15 protein-coding genes are annotated in these 18,778 nt (G+C 37.6%); 2 read left to right on the top strand and 13 right to left on the bottom strand.

Annotated features, from left to right (window positions below; translation table 11 throughout):
* The first annotated feature begins 39 nt into the window (after positions 1-39).
* Positions 40-1,419: an argininosuccinate lyase gene (argH, locus tag QA584_RS11835; protein WP_278274717.1), complete on the top strand. Its 1,380-nt coding sequence runs from the start codon at positions 40-42 to the stop codon at positions 1,417-1,419.
* Between the two features lie 83 nt (positions 1,420-1,502).
* Here argH and QA584_RS11830 read toward each other — a convergent pair whose 3' ends face one another.
* The 10 genes from QA584_RS11830 to pgmB form a co-directional block, all read right to left on the bottom strand.
* Positions 1,503-2,138 (bottom strand): SdpI family protein, encoded by a 636-nt coding sequence (locus tag QA584_RS11830; protein ID WP_278274716.1) that lies wholly within the window; start codon positions 2,136-2,138, stop codon positions 1,503-1,505.
* Positions 2,122-2,418, bottom strand: a complete 297-nt coding sequence (locus QA584_RS11825; protein ID WP_278274715.1) for an autorepressor SdpR family transcription factor — start codon at positions 2,416-2,418, stop codon at positions 2,122-2,124. The genes QA584_RS11830 and QA584_RS11825 overlap by 17 nt, the downstream gene beginning before the upstream one ends.
* 151 nt (positions 2,419-2,569) lie before the next feature.
* Positions 2,570-4,162, bottom strand: coding sequence for a putative ABC transporter permease subunit (locus tag QA584_RS11820; RefSeq protein ID WP_278274714.1), 1,593 nt, complete (start codon positions 4,160-4,162; stop codon positions 2,570-2,572).
* Positions 4,163-4,273: 111 nt separating this feature from the next.
* The gene (locus QA584_RS11815; protein WP_278274713.1) at positions 4,274-4,993 is read right to left on the bottom strand and encodes an ABC transporter ATP-binding protein; all 720 of its coding nucleotides are present in this window, start codon (positions 4,991-4,993) and stop codon (positions 4,274-4,276) included.
* Positions 4,994-5,575: 582 nt separating this feature from the next.
* Positions 5,576-6,877 carry an LCP family protein gene (locus QA584_RS11810; protein ID WP_278274712.1) on the bottom strand — a complete coding sequence of 434 codons (1,302 nt, stop codon included), beginning with the start codon at positions 6,875-6,877 and terminating at the stop codon, positions 5,576-5,578.
* A 365-nt stretch (positions 6,878-7,242) separates the two neighbouring features.
* Positions 7,243-7,506, bottom strand: a complete 264-nt coding sequence (locus QA584_RS11805) for a metal-sensing transcriptional repressor (protein WP_278274711.1) — start codon at positions 7,504-7,506, stop codon at positions 7,243-7,245.
* 13 nt (positions 7,507-7,519) lie between these two features.
* Positions 7,520-7,750: a heavy-metal-associated domain-containing protein gene (locus tag QA584_RS11800; protein ID WP_278274710.1), complete on the bottom strand. Its 231-nt coding sequence runs from the start codon at positions 7,748-7,750 to the stop codon at positions 7,520-7,522.
* Between the two features lie 397 nt (positions 7,751-8,147).
* Positions 8,148-8,771, bottom strand: coding sequence for a discoidin domain-containing protein (locus tag QA584_RS11795; protein WP_278274709.1), 624 nt, complete (start codon positions 8,769-8,771; stop codon positions 8,148-8,150).
* 12 nt (positions 8,772-8,783) lie between these two features.
* Positions 8,784-10,349 (bottom strand): glycosyl hydrolase family 28 protein, encoded by a 1,566-nt coding sequence (locus tag QA584_RS11790; RefSeq protein WP_278274708.1) that lies wholly within the window; start codon positions 10,347-10,349, stop codon positions 8,784-8,786.
* 106 nt (positions 10,350-10,455) lie between these two features.
* Positions 10,456-11,118: a beta-phosphoglucomutase gene (gene pgmB / locus QA584_RS11785; protein ID WP_278274707.1), complete on the bottom strand. Its 663-nt coding sequence runs from the start codon at positions 11,116-11,118 to the stop codon at positions 10,456-10,458.
* Positions 11,119-11,649: 531 nt separating this feature from the next.
* Between pgmB and QA584_RS11780 the strand changes: the two genes are divergently transcribed.
* A complete protein-coding gene (locus tag QA584_RS11780) occupies positions 11,650-12,660 on the top strand; it encodes a LacI family DNA-binding transcriptional regulator (protein ID WP_278274706.1) in 1,011 nt (336 codons plus the stop codon).
* Here the strand turns inward: QA584_RS11780 and QA584_RS11775 are convergent.
* From QA584_RS11775 to QA584_RS11765, 3 genes are all read right to left on the bottom strand, one after another.
* A complete protein-coding gene (locus QA584_RS11775) occupies positions 12,647-14,839 on the bottom strand; it encodes a glycosyl hydrolase family 65 protein (protein WP_278274705.1) in 2,193 nt (730 codons plus the stop codon). The genes QA584_RS11780 and QA584_RS11775 overlap by 14 nt on opposite strands.
* 223 nt (positions 14,840-15,062) lie before the next feature.
* Positions 15,063-17,369: a glycoside hydrolase family 65 protein gene (locus tag QA584_RS11770; RefSeq protein ID WP_278274704.1), complete on the bottom strand. Its 2,307-nt coding sequence runs from the start codon at positions 17,367-17,369 to the stop codon at positions 15,063-15,065.
* Between the two features lie 440 nt (positions 17,370-17,809).
* Entirely contained in the window at positions 17,810-18,688 is an 879-nt protein-coding gene (locus QA584_RS11765) for a carbohydrate ABC transporter permease (protein ID WP_278274703.1), read from the bottom strand.
* Between the last annotated feature and the right edge of the window lie 90 nt (positions 18,689-18,778).

The following is an 18,778-nucleotide window of genomic DNA, read 5'->3' as shown; positions in this document are numbered from 1 at the left end:
ACGAATAATTAAACATTTTAAGAAACGAGGTACCACTTTATGAAACTATGGGGCGGACGCTTTACCAAAGAAACCGATCAGTTAGTGCATAACTTTAATGCATCCATATCCTTTGATCAGAAATTTTTCAAACAGGATATTGACGGAAGCATTGCCCATGTTACCATGCTGGCAAAACAGGGCATTCTAAGCGATTTAGAGAAAGTAGCAATCATTAATGGCTTAAATGATATTAAGGAAGAGATAATTAGCGGTAGCTTAGTAATCGATGGGACCCATGAGGATATCCACAGTTTTGTAGAAGCCAACCTGATTAACCGGATTGGTGAACCGGGCAAAAAACTCCACACTGGCAGAAGCCGTAATGATCAGGTTGCCTTGGATATGAAATTATATACCAGAGATGAATTACTTCAGATTAAGGAACTTTTAAAGGATTTATTAGTAGTGCTCCAAAAGGTCATGAAGGAAAATCTGGATACTTATATGCCTGGTTTTACCCATTTACAAAAAGCCCAGCCTATTACCCTCGCTCATCATATGGGTGCTTACTTTGAGATGTTTAAACGGGATCATTCCAGGCTTTTAGATATTTATGACCGGATGAATTACTCTCCTATTGGCTCTGGTGCCCTTGCCGGGACTACTTATCCCCTTGACCGTGCTTATACCGCCAGACTGTTAGGTTTTGACGGACCAACCCTTAATAGCATGGATTCCGTTGCTGACAGAGATTATCTGATTGAATTTTTAAGTGGCTTATCTATCATTATGATGCATTTAAGCCGTTTCTGTGAAGAGATTATCATTTGGAATTCCAATGAATATCAATTTGTGGAACTGGACGATGCCTATTCCACAGGCAGCAGTATTATGCCGCAGAAAAAAAATCCGGATATTGCAGAATTGGTCAGAGGAAAGACCGGACGGGTATATGGTTCTTTAATTTCTCTTCTTACCACCATGAAAGGGCTGCCTTTAGCTTACAATAAAGACATGCAGGAGGATAAGGAACTTACCTTTGATGCCATGGATACTGTAAAAGGCTGTTTAGGGCTTTTTACCGGTATGCTCTCTACTATGAAGTTTAATATACCCGCTATGGAAAACAGCGCGAAAAACGGCTTTACCAACGCAACAGATGCAGCGGATTACCTGGTTAACCATGGCGTTGCCTTTCGGGATGCCCACGGTATTATCGGGCAACTGGTACTTTACTGTATTGATAAAGGGATTGCTATAGATGATATGTCCCTGGAGGAATTTAAAGCAATCAGTCCTGTCTTTGAAGCGGATATTTATGAAGCAGTCAACCTAAAGACCTGTGTAGAAAAACGCAATACCATAGGAGGACCCGGAAAAGCAGCTATGGCACAGGTAATTGCTCTAAACGAAGAATATTTGAAGTCTATACTATAGGTAAATAATTTTATTAAGAAAATCAAAAAGAGGATTTACACCAGGAAGTATTATATTCTGGTGTAATCCTCTTTTTCTCATAACTAATATCTTTTACGGTAAATATAATACGAATATACATTTATCGCAACTATTCCGCTAAGCATAATAATAAAAACTATTTTATTAATATAATCAGATTTCAAGAAACCCATAACAATCATGAAAACACCAATGATAATAAATAAATAACCACCTGCTTTATGGGTTTTGCGCCATACATATTCATCGTTTAAGGTCCAGGGATTTCGGATTCCAATAAAATGGTTACCTTTTAAGGCAGGCATATAATTCCCTATAAGAATGAAAAAGATACCCATAACCACCGGCAGAATTACACTGATATTAATATTATAACCCAATGCAATAATAATTGAAGTCCAGTTTAAGCCAATCATTAAAATTACGGTTGCTATTTCAAGAATCCTGTATACCTTGATATGTTTTTCATTACTAATCTTGCGTGTACTGAATTTTGCAAATAATTCAAAACAAATCAGAATAAGCAGCGGCAGCAGCCCTAACCCAATAATACTGCCTTTCTTACCCCAGCCATCAACTTCAAACCGTAAATTCCAGTGGACTGGTATTTGCTCGGGCAGCTTAGGATAACTAAACAGAGTTCCGATACTTGATACGATTGCTAATAACCATATCATATTTTTACTTATTTTCTTCATAATCCGTTTCTCCTTCGCTGCTGTTCTTATTGGTAAAATCAAAAAACCATTTAACCATATCTTCAAATACTGTCGTATTCAAGGTGTATACAATATTCTGACCCTGTCTTTCATCACTGATTAAGCCTGAATTCTTTAATATAGTTAAGTGATGGCTGATTGAGGGTTTACTAATATTAAAATAGTCAGCAATCTCACCTGCATTTAGATCCTTTTTTGATAATAGTTCAAGAATCCTGCGCCTGGTAGGATCAGCCAAAGCTTTAAAAGCATCATTCATGATAACCTCCATCTGCTCCATTAACGGCAAACAAATACTGAGTATAAAGCATCCTGTATGCTTTTTGCCGTTTGAATAACACTTTTCTTTTCAACCTGTTCATCCTTTCGTAAAATGAGTATTTAAATGTACTGCAAGATCTGTTTTGATACTAAAGTGACTGAAATAGTTTCTCACCTTTTGTATTTAAGTAATGATATAAAAAGCAGGTCATTAATGCGATAACTACTGTACTTGCGGCATTAGTATAAACGGGTTTTATATCTGAGAGTCCGAGTAAAAGTACTATGGGGAGTGCGACTACGGCAATTCCTCCAAAGGTTGCAATCATGGAAGCTGCACTCTGTTTAATTACCGAGACCTCGGAAGTCCAGTCCAGCTTTGGCAGTAAGAGATTAATCACCAAACCCGATACCGCTGTAAAAGCAGCATATACAACAGGCATTAAAAAAAGGACTATGATATCGTCAATTGCTAATTTAAGTCCAACTGCGATTAAGATGCCATTCAAAAAAACTGCCGGCAGGGTAATGGTTAAATTAACTGCGATTTTGCTTAAGAAGATGGTTTTTATTGAAACCGGTGAAGTTTTTAGTATCCATAAATTCCTGCCTTCTAAAGAAATGGAACAAGCAGTAATAAAAGTCATGGAAACACACATCGACACGATAAGCGGTGCAAGTGCACCAGCCATGCTGGACATCTGAGGTATCTCTAAAATCTGAGCCAGCTTTTCCGGACTCAAAAACAAAGTAGCTAACGCCCCAATCATCATCATGACAATGCCAAAAGCTGTATTCATAATATATAAACTGGAGGAAAAAAATCTCTTTAATTCCTTCTGGTATAAAGCCTTGAAAGGGCTGCCCTGCTTAAGTGCTCCTATCTTATAATTGGATTTTGTCCGGTTTGCAGCAATACCGGTATTAATTGCTTTAAATTTTATACCAACAAAGTAAGCAAATACAATAAGTGCTATACCAGATATCATTAGGAAAATCAACATGGAATATGGATTAAGTTCACATACTGCTCTCCGGTACATAGCGGCCAGAGGATAGATTCTGTCTATCTGCTTTGTCAGAACTGAACTCATCTGTCCCAATGCTTCCTCAGAATCCATTCGAAATCCAAATATCATAAATCCACCTAGAAAAGCGAAGGTTATGATTAAATTAAATAAATTACTATGGCGGAACCGGGAGGCAATTATTGTAATCAATGTTCCCATCACTGCAGCTGCAATCATAGGAATAACAGGTATAAACAATACCGTAAGCAGACTAGCTGCATAGAACAAAGGATTTGCTGCCGATAATATCCCATATGCAACAGCAGCCGGTAACATAATTATTAAAGTAAAAGTAATATTAATTGAGTATAATAAGATGAAACGACTAATTACTATCACACTTTCCTTTACAGGCAGTGACATAATCATATCATAATCTTTAAACCCAAACAAGGTCCCTTTTACTTTGTAAATCGTTGTCATAAAAGTCACCACACAAGTTACTGCCATCATTAACTCCGGCAGTAAATAAAGCATTCCGATAAGTTTTAGGGTTGTACCAATAGAATAACTGTAAATAAAAGAAGTTACCGCCATCAAAAGAATGAAAATCAATAAAGCTATACGAAACGTATAGTTTTTTTTCTTTACTATCTTTCTGCTTTTCATGGTTAAGTTAAAATCAAAAGCGGTATGCAGTTGAATCTTTGTTAATAACCAAATTTGTTTCATTATTTACACCCATTGCATATCGCAAGTTTACTTGCGATACTGCCACAAATATAACTGGTTGAAAGAATCATAATGTGGCATCCTTTCTACTCTTTTATTTTCTTTCAACCTTTACCCCTCCTGCTCTTCAATTAATTCCATGAAGACGTCCTCTAAACTATGATTCCCCTTTACAGATGCCGTATCACCACAGGCCACCAGATTTCCCCCTTTTATAATGGCTATTTTGTTGCATAGTTTTTCAGCAACTTCCAGTACGTGGGTTGAGAAAAATATAGCACTACCCTTATCACAAAGTTCGCTCATAATAGTCTTTAAGGTATGTGAAGCTTTGGGATCAAGTCCCACAAAGGGTTCATCAAGTATTAATAACTTTGGACTGTGAATCAAGGCAGAAATAATCACAAGCTTTTGTTTCATCCCATGGGAATAAGAAGATATCAAATCGCCTAAGTTCTGAGTTAATTCAAAGGCATCGGCATATTTTTTTGTAAGGCTCTCCCGCTCTGTTTTTGGTACCCCATAGATATCACCAATAAAGTTTATATACTGTATTCCAGTTAAATGTTCATAGATGTCAGGATTATCCGGTATATATGCTGTTACTCTCTTACAGGCAACCGCATCTTTTTTAATGGAAATACCATTAATCATAATATCTCCTTCTTCAAAATCAAGAACACCTGTAACTGCACGGAGAGTGGTGGTCTTTCCTGCTCCGTTATGCCCGATAAAACCATATATATCCCCTGACTCAACTTCTATGGATAAATTATTTACAGCTTTTTTCCCACCTTTATAGCTTTTACTTAAATTTCTGATACTAAGCATACACTTACCTCCCAATTAATTTCTATTACCTGCTCTTCCTTACTGATATAAAATTATTATAAGCATAGATATTTAGATAATTATCTAAATATCTATGCTTCCTATACTATACTCATCATAATAAAAAGTCAATATATTAAAACACTTAATCCCACTATACTATTATCTTTTCTTTATGATACCCGGATTTCCTGCATTGAAACTAATACTTCCTGAGTTTTCATCTTCCACATTATTGCATCCTTCACAAGTTATTAACCTCAAATGCAAATATACCCTCTAGGAACAAAGTGTCATTAAACTGATACTATCGCGACAAGCGGTTTACATAGCAATAACTTTCTCTCTGCGAGGTGCGCACTCATAGCGGAGCTTTTTTATGTGATAGGACGCAGTTTCTATAACATAAAAAAGGATCCATACCTGATATCAAGTATAAATCCCTTTTATTATATTGCTTTTAATATATTGCTATTAATATATTGTTTTAATATATTGTTTTAATATATTGTTTTAATATATTTATACTGCTTTTCTTATAAATGTTATTATTACTAAATATAAACCAACCGTAACTTTTGCTTATTCTTGTGTATCTGTGGTATCATCTGCCGAATTAACGTCAGTAGTACTGGTGGAATCAGCTCCATAAATAAACTCATGAATTTCTCCACGCATTGCATCCCAGTCAGTAGGCAGCAGGACATCCTGTTTATATTTTCCGATCTGAACTCGCTCTGTTTTATAATTACCGTCAGATGGGATTCTTAAATTCTCAAGTTTCTTTACATTTAAACTGGTTGCTTCTTCTAAATATTCATTAAATTCTGACTGTGTAATGTCTGTTTTTATATTAACATTATTTAATACATCATTCATAAACAAACCAAGTTGTAATACATTCTTTGATTTTAACTTATCAAATATGGAATTAAGGACTGCTCTTTGTCTTTGGGTACGGCCAAAATCGTTATTTTCCGTTCCGGTGGATACCTTACGAACCCTGCAGTAGCCTAAAGCCTGATTACCATTCATAAGCTGAGTACCTGCCTTTACATGACGGTTGGCAGGATCTGAAATATAATTCGTAGTATTCAGATAGTTTGCTTCCGTATTAGTCAAGGTAACATCTACACCACCTACAAGGTCAACTAGTTTTTCAAAAGAGTCGAAATTAACTAAAACATATCCATCTAGATGTACACCAAAATTGTTCTCTATGGTCTGGTACAGCAAATCAATACCACCTCTTGCATAGGCAGAATTTAATTTATTGTTATCGTGACCTGGAATCTCTACATACATGTCCCTCATGATAGAGGTAAGTTTCATGGTCTTATCTTTTGTATTCATGGTGGCGACTATCATTAAGTCGGTATTGGAGGCTCCTCCTATTTCTTCGACACCAAGTAAGAGTATATTTACAATATGCTCAACAGGTCTGTCTGGTTTATGATTTTCAACAGTATTCTGATCATTATCCGTTACATCCGTTGTATTAGAATCTTCATAGTCAAGCTTTCCATAAATGTAATTGCCGGCCAGCTTAATTATCAGACTCCTGCCGCCGGGAGTAAACACCAATAAACAGCCTATTAACATAATTGCTGAAAAAATAATCCCGAAAATTTTAACGCCTTTTGGCACTTTGCCTTTTTTCTTCTTGTTGTTATCATTTGTGCTCGTATCTTTGTCCTCCAATTCCGTGCTGATTTGCTGCGCCAATGAAGAATTGACTTCGTCTATAAACGCGTCTTCATCTTCATAACCGGCTATGTTATTGCCTATATCATCAGAATATTGCTCCCAACCTTTGTTTTTACTTCCATCTCCGGGAATATCCTTACTCTTATCATTTGTATAACGGTTATTATCTTTATCCATCCCATTCCACTCCTAAGGTTACTAGTATATAATTCCACTTTTCTGTCGAATTATCAGATAATTGGAAATAATTTAAATCCCGAACAATTATATCACATGTCAAGTAAAAAATAAAATAATATTTTATAAAATTAAGAAAACTTAAGGTCTCATAAGAATATCTTTATAATCTGTTTATTTTTTAGTATTCATATAATCGTTAATGGTTATTCTATGTCTTATTAACCAAAAATCTAAAAAAATAACAGTTTATAATTGTATACAAATTATATTTGCCACCAAAGGACCTTGTATGGGATATTGTGGCAATTTGCTAAAAGTTATATTAGATTTCATACCTGCGGGACACATAAAAAGATAAGCCCTCATTTCGAGAGCTTATCAATCAATTTTACGATTTCTTCAATTTTTTCATCTTCTGTACCCTGTTCAAATCCTTCTTTTACACATGCTCCTAAATGAGCGTGAATCACTTCATTGTTTACCTTTCTTAGGATTGCCTGGGTAGCCATAAGCTGATTTGAAACTTCAATACAATAGCGGTCCTCTTCAACCATTTTTAATAAACCATCGATCTGCCCTCTGGCAGTTTTTAAAAGACGAGTAACCTTAGTCTTATCCGCTTTCATATCACTCTCCTGATTATCTGCTAAAAAGACCTTTTTTTTCTTCTATAGACACCACTTCGTATCCGGCTTCTGTAACGGCATCTTTAAAAACAGCGTCACTCACATCGGAATCAAAACTTACCACCGCAGCCTTTTTCTTCAGGTCTACTTTTGCATTAACTCCAGAAATACCATTTAATGCTTTTTCTACTCTGGCCTGGCAATGGCTGCAGGTCATTCCTTCAATTTTTAATATTTTCTTCATGATTTTTCTCTCCTTATATGTTATTATATACAGATATTAATATCTCATGCTGTTGTTAAGAGATTGACCTCCACCGTATTTATCCGTTATCTTTTAAAACTTTTTTAGCAGTTTACTGACAACCGGGCAGGTCATCCCCAGTAACGTTAATTTTATTGCAGGGTAAAATCTTATCTGAACTAAGTAAAAGTCTTTCCTAATTCAAAATGCTCTGAACCTCTATACCCCCGTGGGGTGTACAATAAAACAATATATCTTTTTGCTTCATTTGTCAAGAATTTAATAAGACAAAATTATAATTACAATCCTAAAACTTTACAAAGAACAAGCCAAAATACTGTTCTAGAACCATAATTAGAACACTATTCTGGCTTTTCATTACTTGATTTGAATATAGCTATTTACTATAAATTTCAAATTCTGCTACCTGTCCTCCCCCTGCACCCGAATTTTCGGTAAATGAGAGCTGAACAAATCTGGTTTTAATATCCTCGAAGATTAACTGTACTTCATTACCAGTATCAGGATCAAACGTATATTGCTTTGAATCGATAAAGTCTGTAAATTTATTTCCATCTTCACTGATCTGAACCGAAAAGGTTTGGGTACGTTTTCCCCAGGCTGGGTCAGGGCATAGAGCAACACGGATAGCATGGATTTTAGAGGGTTGTTTCAAGTCTACGGTTAAGGTATTGGGATAATCCGATTTTCCTTCCCAGTAGGATATTCCAGCTGTATCCCCGTCCACCACTTTTCTTGGCGTGTAAACATCATTAAAACTACTGGCTTCCACCTTCTTACCTAATGCAATATTCGTTCCCTCCGGCAATACCAGGACATAATCTTTCTTTACAAAGTCTGGGTGTTCCATAGGCTCTGTCTGTTTGGGAGCCTTTACAACAGTAACATTAGCCGCATCTATGGATTGCGGCGGTTCCTTTAACCATGTTACGGCATATAAAATTAATGCAACATTAGCTGCAGCTAGCAATCCGATTAATAATCTTCTAACTATTTTCATAGGGCACACCTCTCATTCTAAAGTAAGATTTTTAGCAGTAGCTGCATCAATTTCAAATTTTCCCTGCTCAAAACTTGTTATCCTCTCACCTAGTATCTCAAGATTTTTTATGCTCACGCCATCAACCGTATGGCTTTCATCAAATCCGCCGATGTGGGAAGCATTAAATTTCCCGGATAAAACCTTAACTCCGTCAATACTTATATTACGTACCTGTCCTCTTTCTTTTGTCGTTGACCAATTTGAATTCTGGACAATATTAAGGTCAATTAAGTAAGGGGCTTCCTCGCCATCACCAGATCCCATTTGAGCATTTTCCACTGTTATGTTTTTAAAGCTTATATTAGAAACCAGTGCATCATCGGCGTTATGGATGGAAATAACTGGTTTGTGAAAATTATTTAAAACGGTAATATCCTCAAAATTCACTTTGCTGATGGCTGCCTCTGCCCTATTACCCTTATTGGTTTCATAACCAACCTCCATAGATTGGGCAAGGTCAGTCCATAGCTGCATATTTTTAAACGTTATATTCTCAGAATTTCCTTCATAATTTTTGACTACCAAAGAGTCATCCCAGCTTCTTACAAAGCAATTACTTATCTGGTAATTCTTACAAGACGATAGACTGATACCGTCACCATTGGGTCTGGAGGAGATAATCTTAACCCCGTTGATTACTCCATTGGTTGAACTCTTAGCGGCACACACCCAGGCATTGGGATTTAATACAATAACATCTTTTATGGTTATATTGTCACAATTATCAAACTTTAACGGGATATAAGCATTTTTCCCGAGCCAGCCCTCCAGCTTGGAACCATCAATAATTCCTCTTCCGCAAACCGTTATATTCTTTGCGTAATTGGCATTTACAATGCCGTGAATGACTGCTCCACCAGAAATATACAAAGTCTGATTGTCTTCTAGCATAATGGATCCAATATTCCATTCACCGGGACCAATATAAACAACATTCCCATCGTCCTGTAACGGTACATCTGTCTCTATGGGATTGGCAAAAATGTGTACAGCCCGGGATGCAGAATCATTAAAGGTTATGGTATAGGTATCCGGTTTGGTTATCATAAAGGTTATCTGATGGTTTTCTTTATCAATTTCAGGCTTTATACCATAACTTACCGGGCTTATTTTTACTGTATCGATATCAATTGAAGGAACCTTTACTTCCACTTTAGCCGCCCTGGCGAAATCAAAATAAGCGACCGGAGTTCTGGACTGGGGAGGCATATAATCAGGAACCCAGCTTCTGGTATGGTTTACATTGGTGTCATATACATAACAGTCGTATCCATTTACCGATATTTTGGTATCCGTGCAGTGCATCAGGGAAAAATCCCTTAATTTCTCACTGGTATTTATAAGATCTGCTGCCGTAGCATCTTTTAATGATTTTGGTCCCTCATATAACACTAATTTTGCATCTTTTAGACTTATCACCTGCTTCACCTCTGCTGCTTTTAGGTGTATATATGTAAAAATCCCGCCACACAAAATAAGCAGAACCAATGCAAAAATCCATTCACTGACTCCGCTTCTGGTTTTTTTACCCTCCATAATTACCCTCCATTCTTCTAACTATTCTTTTAACTATTCTTTTAACTATTCTTCTAACTATTCTTCTAACTATTCTTCTAACTATTTATCTAACACCAACCAATTATCAGCTATCTAGTATTGATTTCCAATCAATTTCCTCCTGTAAATTCGCCACCGCATAATCAGCCCTTAACTGCTTATATTCCGGTCCAACCCCCAAAGTTCTCATATGTGCTGCTTTTGCTGCAATAATACCTGCTATGGAGTCCTCCACCACCAGGCAGTCTTCTTTCAGAAGTCCTAGTTTTTCAGCTGCTACTTCAAATACTTGGGGATCCGGTTTTGATCTTGTAATATCAAGTCCGCAGCTGACCTTGTCAATATATGGTGTAAGTCCTGTTTTATCCAAAATCAGTGGTGTGTTCTTACTGACGGAACCAATTCCAATTAAAATTTCTTTCTCTTTTAACATCTTAAGAGTATTAATAACACCTGGAAGAATAGCATCCTCCTTTAAGGATTGCAGAAGCTTAATATAGTATTGATTTTTACGTTCTGCAAACTCTTGTTTTTCTTCCTCAGAATATACCCTGCTGCCTTTACTTAAGACAACCTCCAGCGATTCCATACGGCTTACACCCTTTTGCCTTTTGTTATCCTCTTTGGTAAAATTGATAATTCCAAGTTCTTTTGCAAACTTTTCCCACGCTTTAAAATGCATCTCGTCCGTAGAGACTAATACTCCGTCAAGATCAAAAATAACGCCTTTTATCATTCTTATACCCATTACATATCACAAATCCATCTGCGATACGGCCACAGAAAAAAATTTATTACTAAATCCGGTTGAAAGATTCTTATATGGAATCTTTTAAATGTATGTGTTTTCTTTCAAACTTTGAAAGATTCTAATATGGTATCTTTTTTTAAATATTTATGTTTTCTTTCAACCTTTGAAAGATTCTAAGATGGTATCTTTTTAAATATATATGTTTTCTTTCAACCTTTGAAAGATTCTAAGATGGTATCTTTTTAAATATATATGTTCTCTTTCAACCTTTGAAAGATTCTAAGATGGTATCTACTTTGAAGTTATATTTTCTTTCAACCTTTGAAAACTTCTAATGTGGCATCCTTTCTATAATATTTTTTTAAACTTCCGACCATGATACCGTTATCTGCCATCACAATACAGGAAGAAGTTCTTTTCGTATGTAGCAATTTCAAATATAATTAATCTGTACTTTTATTTACATTTGTGATAGACTATAATAATAATTAGTTTAACCTTAAACCTATGAAGAAAGGATCATCTTGGATGACTACTATAAAGGATATCGCTCAAGCTGTTGGTGTTAGCTGTACCACAGTCTCTAACGTAATTCACGGCAGGGCTGGCCGTGTTTCCGCGGAAACCATAGCCCATATCAATGAAACGATTGAAAAGCTAGGTTATGTACCCAATATGTCAGCACGCTCCCTGGTATCTAGTTCCTCAAAAGTAATTGGAATGATCAGCCACCTGACCCAGAATAAAAATGAAAGTATCGTGGAAGACCCTTTTCATTCTGCTTTTATTGGATCCATTGAAAAAACTTTACGTGAAAACGGATATTATCTTATGCTGCGTACCGTTGAAACCACTGCTGATTTATTGACTTTTCTTCGCAACTGGAATGTGGACGGACTTTTTTGTACCGGTGTTTTCCAGGATGAATTTTTTGATGCCTTGGCCGGCTTATCTATTCCAATCGTATTAATAGACAGTTATGTAACACACCCCAATATGTGTAACGTAGGTCTGGAAGATTATAATGGCGGTTACACCGCTACCAGATATTTGATTGATAAAGGTCACAAAGAGATTGCTTTTGCTTCTCCTACAATAAAAAAAAGAGGTGTTGTATACGAACGTTTCCTAGGTTACCAAAAGGCACTTACAGAAGCTGCCATCCCCTTTCGTCCCGAACTGGTTTTTGAACAGGAACTGGATGTGAATACTACTGTAGCTTTAGGTATGAATCTGGCAAAACGAAACGATATCACTGCTGTTTTTGCTACTGCGGATATATTAGCTGCTGGAATCATGTCAGGTCTTAATCAAGCCGGGAAAAGAGTCCCAGAGGACATCTCTGTCATTGGTTTCGATGATATTAACTTATGCCATCTTACTTCTCCACGGCTTACTACTATTCACCAGGATGCACCATTAAAAGGTAAATTAGCCGTCTATTTTTTAATTGATCAGCTGGAGAATAAACCAATACCTAACCGGGAAGTGATCCTTCCAATCCATCTGGTAGAACGAAACAGCGTTAAAGCAAGGTAACCTCAGCCCGGTCTTTCGTAACCATGACTCCATACAAGTCTCCTTTGTATATTAACTTAAAGGATAAGCGTTCCCACTTAGCCGGTAACGCTGCCTTTGCCTTTAATACTCCGTTTTCTTCATGGATACCGGCAAAACCTTCTATTGCAGTCATATAAGCTCCGCCGGAGGCTGCCGGATGGGTTCCGCCAATATAGATAAGTCCTGCCCATTGTTTCCCGCCTCCGCTTAAATCAGCATCGGCTGATTTTCTAAATAAAGGATACGCTTTATCCGGCATACTGCATTTACAAGCTAACATCGCATACATACAAGCGCTTAAAGAAGAACCATGTTCTGTCCTTGGTTCGTAATAATCCCAGTTCTTTCGCAGCAGGTCCTTACTATAATCCTCTGAAAATAAGTTCATCAGGGTAACAACATCAGCCTGTTTGATTACCTTGGTATGAGAAGCAATACCATAAGCACCGCCCCAATATTCTTTCTCATGAAGGATACGCCCCTTTAACTCGCCCAGCCCTACATCTTCCAATTTTTCGTAACCATCAAACTGCGGGATAATACCTGTTTTCTCATCCGGTTCCGGTATATACAGCCTTTTTGCTGCATCTTCATAGGTAGCTTTTAAACCCTTTAAATCATAGCCCTTTTGTTCTAACGCTTTCGTATCCAGGGACTTTTCCTTTAACAACCAATCTAGTACAGTTACCGCACTGTCAAAGGTATACTTGGCCATGCGGTTTGTATAGGCATTATTATTGACTCTTTCATGGTATTCGTCAGGTCCAATGACATCATGGAGTTCATAACGATCTATGGGAACTCTTTTTACCAGCAAATCATAATAAAATCTTGCACATTCCAAGATGACCCTGTCTCCGCCTTCTTCCAATAAATCCTTATTGCCGGTATAATTCACATACCGCATAATGCCATAAACCACAGCTGAAGATATATGTATCTGCTTATCTTTAAAATAAGTCCTCATCTGCCTGCCGGTAAATACATCGGTCACATTATAATCGGAGCAGGCATCATATCCGCCCTCCTGACTCTCCCAGGCATAAAAAGCTCCGTCATAGCCGTAACTTTTTGCTTTCTTTAAGGCTCCATCCAGAGTATCGATACGGTATTTTAGCAGCGTTTTTGCTACCTCCGGTTCAGTAAAGAGAAAGAAATCCAGCATAAACATTTCCGTATCCCAAAAAACCGCACCTTTATAAGTCTGTCCTGACAAGCCCCTTGCTGCTATAGACAAACTATCAGAATGCCTTGGGGCTATGCAGTGAAGATGATATATGGAGTAATTAAGTCCCTCCATGGCTGCATCATCCCCCTCAATCGTCACCTCGGAAATGCTCCATTTCTTTTCCCATTCCTTGAAATGGCTTTTTAAAGCTGCCTCGTAGCCGGCTTTTTCTGCGCCGTCAACTACGGTTTTTGCACGATCCATATAATCTTCTCTGTCTTTACTGGTAAAGACACTGATAAATTTATTAATAGTATAGGTTTTTCCTGCTTTGGCATGAAAAGTTAAAACTCTGGATATTGTTCTGTCTGCTTTATGTATCTCTTCTGTTGAAAGAAAATCTGCATTATAAACTTCAAATACTACAACTTTATCTTTGCTTTCATGGGTAATACCTACTGCTTTTATGATATTGCCCTCTTCGGATAACAGCACATCATCATAATGAGGTCCGTTAATATCCCATACATCACCGTCGATACCAGTAATTAGCCTAATTATACCGTCACGTTCTGATGTGACAGTGTATTTCATGGTAATAAGGTGTTTTTCCTTTAAACTCGCAAAACGTTCCTCTGTTACAGTCAAAGTGCCTTTCTCTGTCTTCCAGGTTGTTTTCCTGGAAAAGATACCATGCCTGTAATCCAAACTCATTGAGTGGAAAGCCGGTTTCTTATCCGGAAGCGTATAACTTTCACCGTCTAGTTCTACCGTTGTATATAAACCATTAGGTGCATTAAGAGGTTCTCTCCACCCATCTCCCACTTGGTCATAGATACCGGCAAGATTAACGGCAGTAAATTTATGCTTATCATACTCTGTAAGAGTCCCCCGGATTCCCATATATCCATTGCCTACAAGAAACTTATTACCATTGGCAGTAATACGGTCTTCAAAAAACCCTTCTTCATCAATCTTCCAATTTATCATACTTTAAATTACTCCCGTCCGCCTGCTTTAGCAGGCTTACATATCAAGACGTTGAAAGTGTATTTTACTTTCAACTACTCCCGTCCGCCTGCTTTAGCAGGCTTACATATCAAGACGTTGAAAATGTATTTTACTTTCAACTACTCCCGTCCGCCTGCTTTAGCAGGCTTACATATCAAGACGTTGAAAGTGTATTTTACTTTCAACTACTCTTTCAAATCACTTAACCTCTATAGTCCGCAGGAATTTCAATAACCGTTTCTTCTTTACTCAATACGATAGTTTCCCCATAGATCGATACCTCTATTTCCCGTCCGCCTGCCGTACAAAAGGTAACAGTATCTTTCCCGACTTTTACCTGTATAACATCCTGAGCGTAACTGATTCTAAAGGAGTAACCCTTCCATTCTTTTGGGATGGAGGGAGAAAATATTAATTTCTCCTGATCGGAACGCATTCCTGCAAAACCGTAAACAATATTCATCCAGGCTGCCGCAATGGAGGTGGTATGAAGCCCCTCCAGGGTATTACGGTTATAATTATCCAAATCCATCCTGGTTGCAAATCCAAAGAACTTATAAGCCTCCTCATGTTTCTTAAGCTGTACCGCCAGAATTGAATGAACAGAAGGTGATAAGGAACTTTCATGGATACACCTTGGCTCATAATATTCGTAATTATTTTTAAGCTGTTCTTCTGTAAAATTGCCGTTATACAGTAACATCATCATAAGAATATCCGGCTGTTTAATCATATCATTGCGATAGATTCTGTCATAAGTCCAATGATGATATAAGGGAAAATCCTCTACTGGTATCTTATCCACATCAATATGGGGCAGGTTAAAATAGCCTTCATGCTGCTCAAACACCCTGGTGGATTCGTCATATGGTATATACATATGTTCTGCAATATCTGCCCAATTGCCCAGTTCACCGGTATTTACTTTATACTCTTCCAGAAAATTATAATAATCAGCTTCCCGGCATTCCTTAAAGCGTCTTAACACCTCTAAGGTATATTCTAAAGTAACTTTACCTAGATAATTGGTATAGCAATTGTTATTTACCATCATCTGGAACTCGTCCGGTCCCATCACCCCATAAAATCCGTAGCGTTTCTTATCTCCACTCCAGTCTCCCCGGGTTGCAAGCATTCTGCTTACTTCCACCAGTACAGGAAGTCCTGTTTTAAACACAAAGGCATGATCCTTAGTAATATTCTCATAGTGCCAGATACCATAGGCTACAGCAGTAGAGGCCTGGAGCTGTAAACTTGCATGCTGCCACAAACTACAGCATTCCCTGCCGGTTATGGTGGCTATGGGATAAAAAGCTCCTTCACAGTCAAGAGCCTTTGCACGTTTCTTTGCTTCCTCCAAAGTCAAATAACGGAATTCAATTAAATGTCTCGCTGCTTCAGTATTATTAAATATATAAAACGGCAGGCAATATGTCTCTGTATCCCAGAAGGTGTTGCCGCTGTAGGCTTCACCGGTAAGTCCTTTCGCACCGATAATGGTTCCTTTTTCCGCACCGTGGTATGTCTGATGCATCTGAAAGATACAAAAGCGGATTCCCTGCTGGTTTAACTCATCTCCCTCAATTACAATATCAGAATCCTTCCAGACATTTTTCCACCATAGGGCACTTTCTGCTTTTTCAGCATCATATTGGACTTCTTTAACAGTATTGGCGGCTTCCATGCATTTAACGTTAAACGAATCAAAATCCTCTGGCAATGTATCCTTTCTGGTTATATTCATAATAACCCTGGTAAAAACCGTTGGCTGATCCTCTGTAACAGTAAGGGTAAATTGTTTTAACACTCTTTTATCCTCAACTATTTCTTCTTCTTTTACTGGATCACATTCAAAATAACAACTGGAAAAAACCGACTGGTTCGTATTGACGGTATCCGCCAAAATACTGCACCACTTTTCACCGGCTTTTATATCCTTACATTCCCATAAATTCTTACCGACCATATGATGGATTTCAGTGAAATCCAGACCAGCCGTAACCGTAACCTCTCCGGTAAAATTAAGCGGCGTCAGTATCAGTCTTTGACCTGCTAAGTGCGCTTTATTCATAGATAAGAAACGTTCTAATTCAACTTTTAGTTCCCTGCCGTCTTGCAGGATCCACACATAAGACCTATTTAGCACTCCAGTCTTTAAGTTCAGTATTCTCATAAAATCCCTGAATTCTGACTTGTTTAAATCTACTTCCTCGTCATTCACTTTAATTCTTAAATAAAGCCAGTTAACGGAATTAACAATAAATTCAGTTTTATCAATCATTCCCTTATAAGCAGAATGTTCCACTTCCTGGGATTCATAAATTCCATTAAAATAACTTCCAATCAGGGACTCGTTGGAATACCCTTCTTCGAAATAACCCCTGACTCCCATGTACTCATTACCTAAAGAAAAAATAGACTCAGAAACCTGAGAATAGGCTTTATCAAAACCTTCTTCAATTATGTTCCATGGATCGGTGATATAATATTTGTCAGCTATTTTTGCCATACTTTACCTCATTCCCTCGCAAGTTTTCGGAACAAAGTGTCAGTAAACTGACACTTTTGCACCCAAGTGGTTTGCGCAGCAATAACTTCCTCTCCGCGAGGTGCGCATCCCTAGCGGAGCGTTTTTTTATATTATAGGAAGCATTCTCCTATTCATAAATAGTCTGTGCCTGATTAAATTGGCACAAACTGTAGGGGCTGTTGCAAAATATAGAATACCAGCCCTGGGCATAGAATAAGGATTATATTTTGCAGAAATTTTGTTACAAGTTCGCGCGAATATGCGGCTGCATTCTCTTTCTTGCAGCCATTCGCGCATACTTTCCACAAAATTTCTGCAAAATATAATCCTTATTCTCTCCCAGGTAATTTAGTCTTTGATTTGAACAGCCCCACACAATTATAAAGCCGGTATGGTATAACAGATGATTGGGAGAACTCTCACCCCTTTAATGCACCTGCCGCCGCACCTGCCGTAATTTGTTTCTGGAAAACCGTAAATAATATAATGGGCGGGACAATAGAAAATGCTACTGCTCTAAGAACCTCGACATCCGTTGCATTGGACGTTCGGAACATAAACAAGCGTACCATAACAGTTTCTTTACCCGATCCATTCAAAAGCAGATATGGAAGCAGGAAATCAGACCATGCCGCATTGATTGCAAAAATAACTACTACCATAACGATTGATTTGGAAAGCGGTAATATAATCCGCAAAAATGTCTGCAGATATCCGCAGCCGTCCAGCTTAGCAGCTTCGACAATTTCTCTTGGAAGACCTTCAAAGAACTGCTTGAATAATACTACATAAAAGGCATTGGCTCCCAAAGCCAGCCATAATGGTATAAAAGATTGGTTAAGACCAATCTTGTTAATGTTAACAAACAAGGCAACAATACTTGTAGTTGCCGGGATTAATAAACTCCACATTACCAGTCCATATACTATTTTATGTCCCTTCGGCTTTAAAATAGCTAAGCCGTATGCCAGCAAACCGTTAAAAATAACCGCACTGATTACACTGCCTAGTACGGATATGAAAGAATTCACATAATACTTGACGAATTTTAAATCATTCCATGTTTTTATGAAAACTTGTAAATCAAACTTCTGCGGCAGGATGGTAGGATTTCTGCGAAACTCCTTAATATCCTTAAAGCTTGCCAGAAACACCCATACCGGCGGAAATAATGCTACAATGATGATTCCGATACAAAGGATAAAAATTATAATGCATAAAATCTTTGTTCTGGTAGAGTTAAGATCATAAAAACGAATGGTTCCGTCCTCTTTTTTTCTATACTTTTCAAAAAACATTAAAAGCTCCCATCTGTGTGCACTTTACGCTCACGAATCAAGATTACTCAATTGCCTGTGCCAGCATAAATTGAGGATTATAACAGGCTA

It is taken from the genome of Anaerocolumna sp. AGMB13025, assembly GCF_029689925.1.
Classification (GTDB): domain Bacteria; phylum Bacillota; class Clostridia; order Lachnospirales; family Lachnospiraceae; genus Anaerocolumna.
The sequence above is the reverse complement of the archived record's forward strand: the minus strand, read 5'-3'. Positions and strand labels throughout refer to the sequence as shown.

Excerpts from the sequence above, each read along its gene's own strand:
- argH (WP_278274717.1), top strand. The coding sequence starts at position 40 with ATGAAACTATGGGGCGGACGCTTTACCAAAGAAACCGATCAGTTAGTG.
- QA584_RS11830 (WP_278274716.1), bottom strand. The coding sequence starts at position 2,138 with ATGAAGAAAATAAGTAAAAATATGATATGGTTATTAGCAATCGTATCA.
- QA584_RS11825 (WP_278274715.1), bottom strand. The coding sequence starts at position 2,418 with ATGAATGATGCTTTTAAAGCTTTGGCTGATCCTACCAGGCGCAGGATT.
- QA584_RS11820 (WP_278274714.1), bottom strand. The coding sequence starts at position 4,162 with ATGAAACAAATTTGGTTATTAACAAAGATTCAACTGCATACCGCTTTT.
- QA584_RS11815 (WP_278274713.1), bottom strand. The coding sequence starts at position 4,993 with ATGCTTAGTATCAGAAATTTAAGTAAAAGCTATAAAGGTGGGAAAAAA.
- QA584_RS11810 (WP_278274712.1), bottom strand. The coding sequence starts at position 6,877 with ATGGATAAAGATAATAACCGTTATACAAATGATAAGAGTAAGGATATT.
- QA584_RS11805 (WP_278274711.1), bottom strand. The coding sequence starts at position 7,506 with ATGAAAGCGGATAAGACTAAGGTTACTCGTCTTTTAAAAACTGCCAGA.
- QA584_RS11800 (WP_278274710.1), bottom strand. The coding sequence starts at position 7,750 with ATGAAGAAAATATTAAAAATTGAAGGAATGACCTGCAGCCATTGCCAG.
- QA584_RS11795 (WP_278274709.1), bottom strand. The coding sequence starts at position 8,771 with ATGAAAATAGTTAGAAGATTATTAATCGGATTGCTAGCTGCAGCTAAT.
- QA584_RS11790 (WP_278274708.1), bottom strand. The coding sequence starts at position 10,349 with ATGGAGGGTAAAAAAACCAGAAGCGGAGTCAGTGAATGGATTTTTGCA.
- pgmB (WP_278274707.1), bottom strand. The coding sequence starts at position 11,118 with ATGGGTATAAGAATGATAAAAGGCGTTATTTTTGATCTTGACGGAGTA.
- QA584_RS11780 (WP_278274706.1), top strand. The coding sequence starts at position 11,650 with ATGACTACTATAAAGGATATCGCTCAAGCTGTTGGTGTTAGCTGTACC.
- QA584_RS11775 (WP_278274705.1), bottom strand. The coding sequence starts at position 14,839 with ATGATAAATTGGAAGATTGATGAAGAAGGGTTTTTTGAAGACCGTATT.
- QA584_RS11770 (WP_278274704.1), bottom strand. The coding sequence starts at position 17,369 with ATGGCAAAAATAGCTGACAAATATTATATCACCGATCCATGGAACATA.
- QA584_RS11765 (WP_278274703.1), bottom strand. The coding sequence starts at position 18,688 with ATGTTTTTTGAAAAGTATAGAAAAAAAGAGGACGGAACCATTCGTTTT.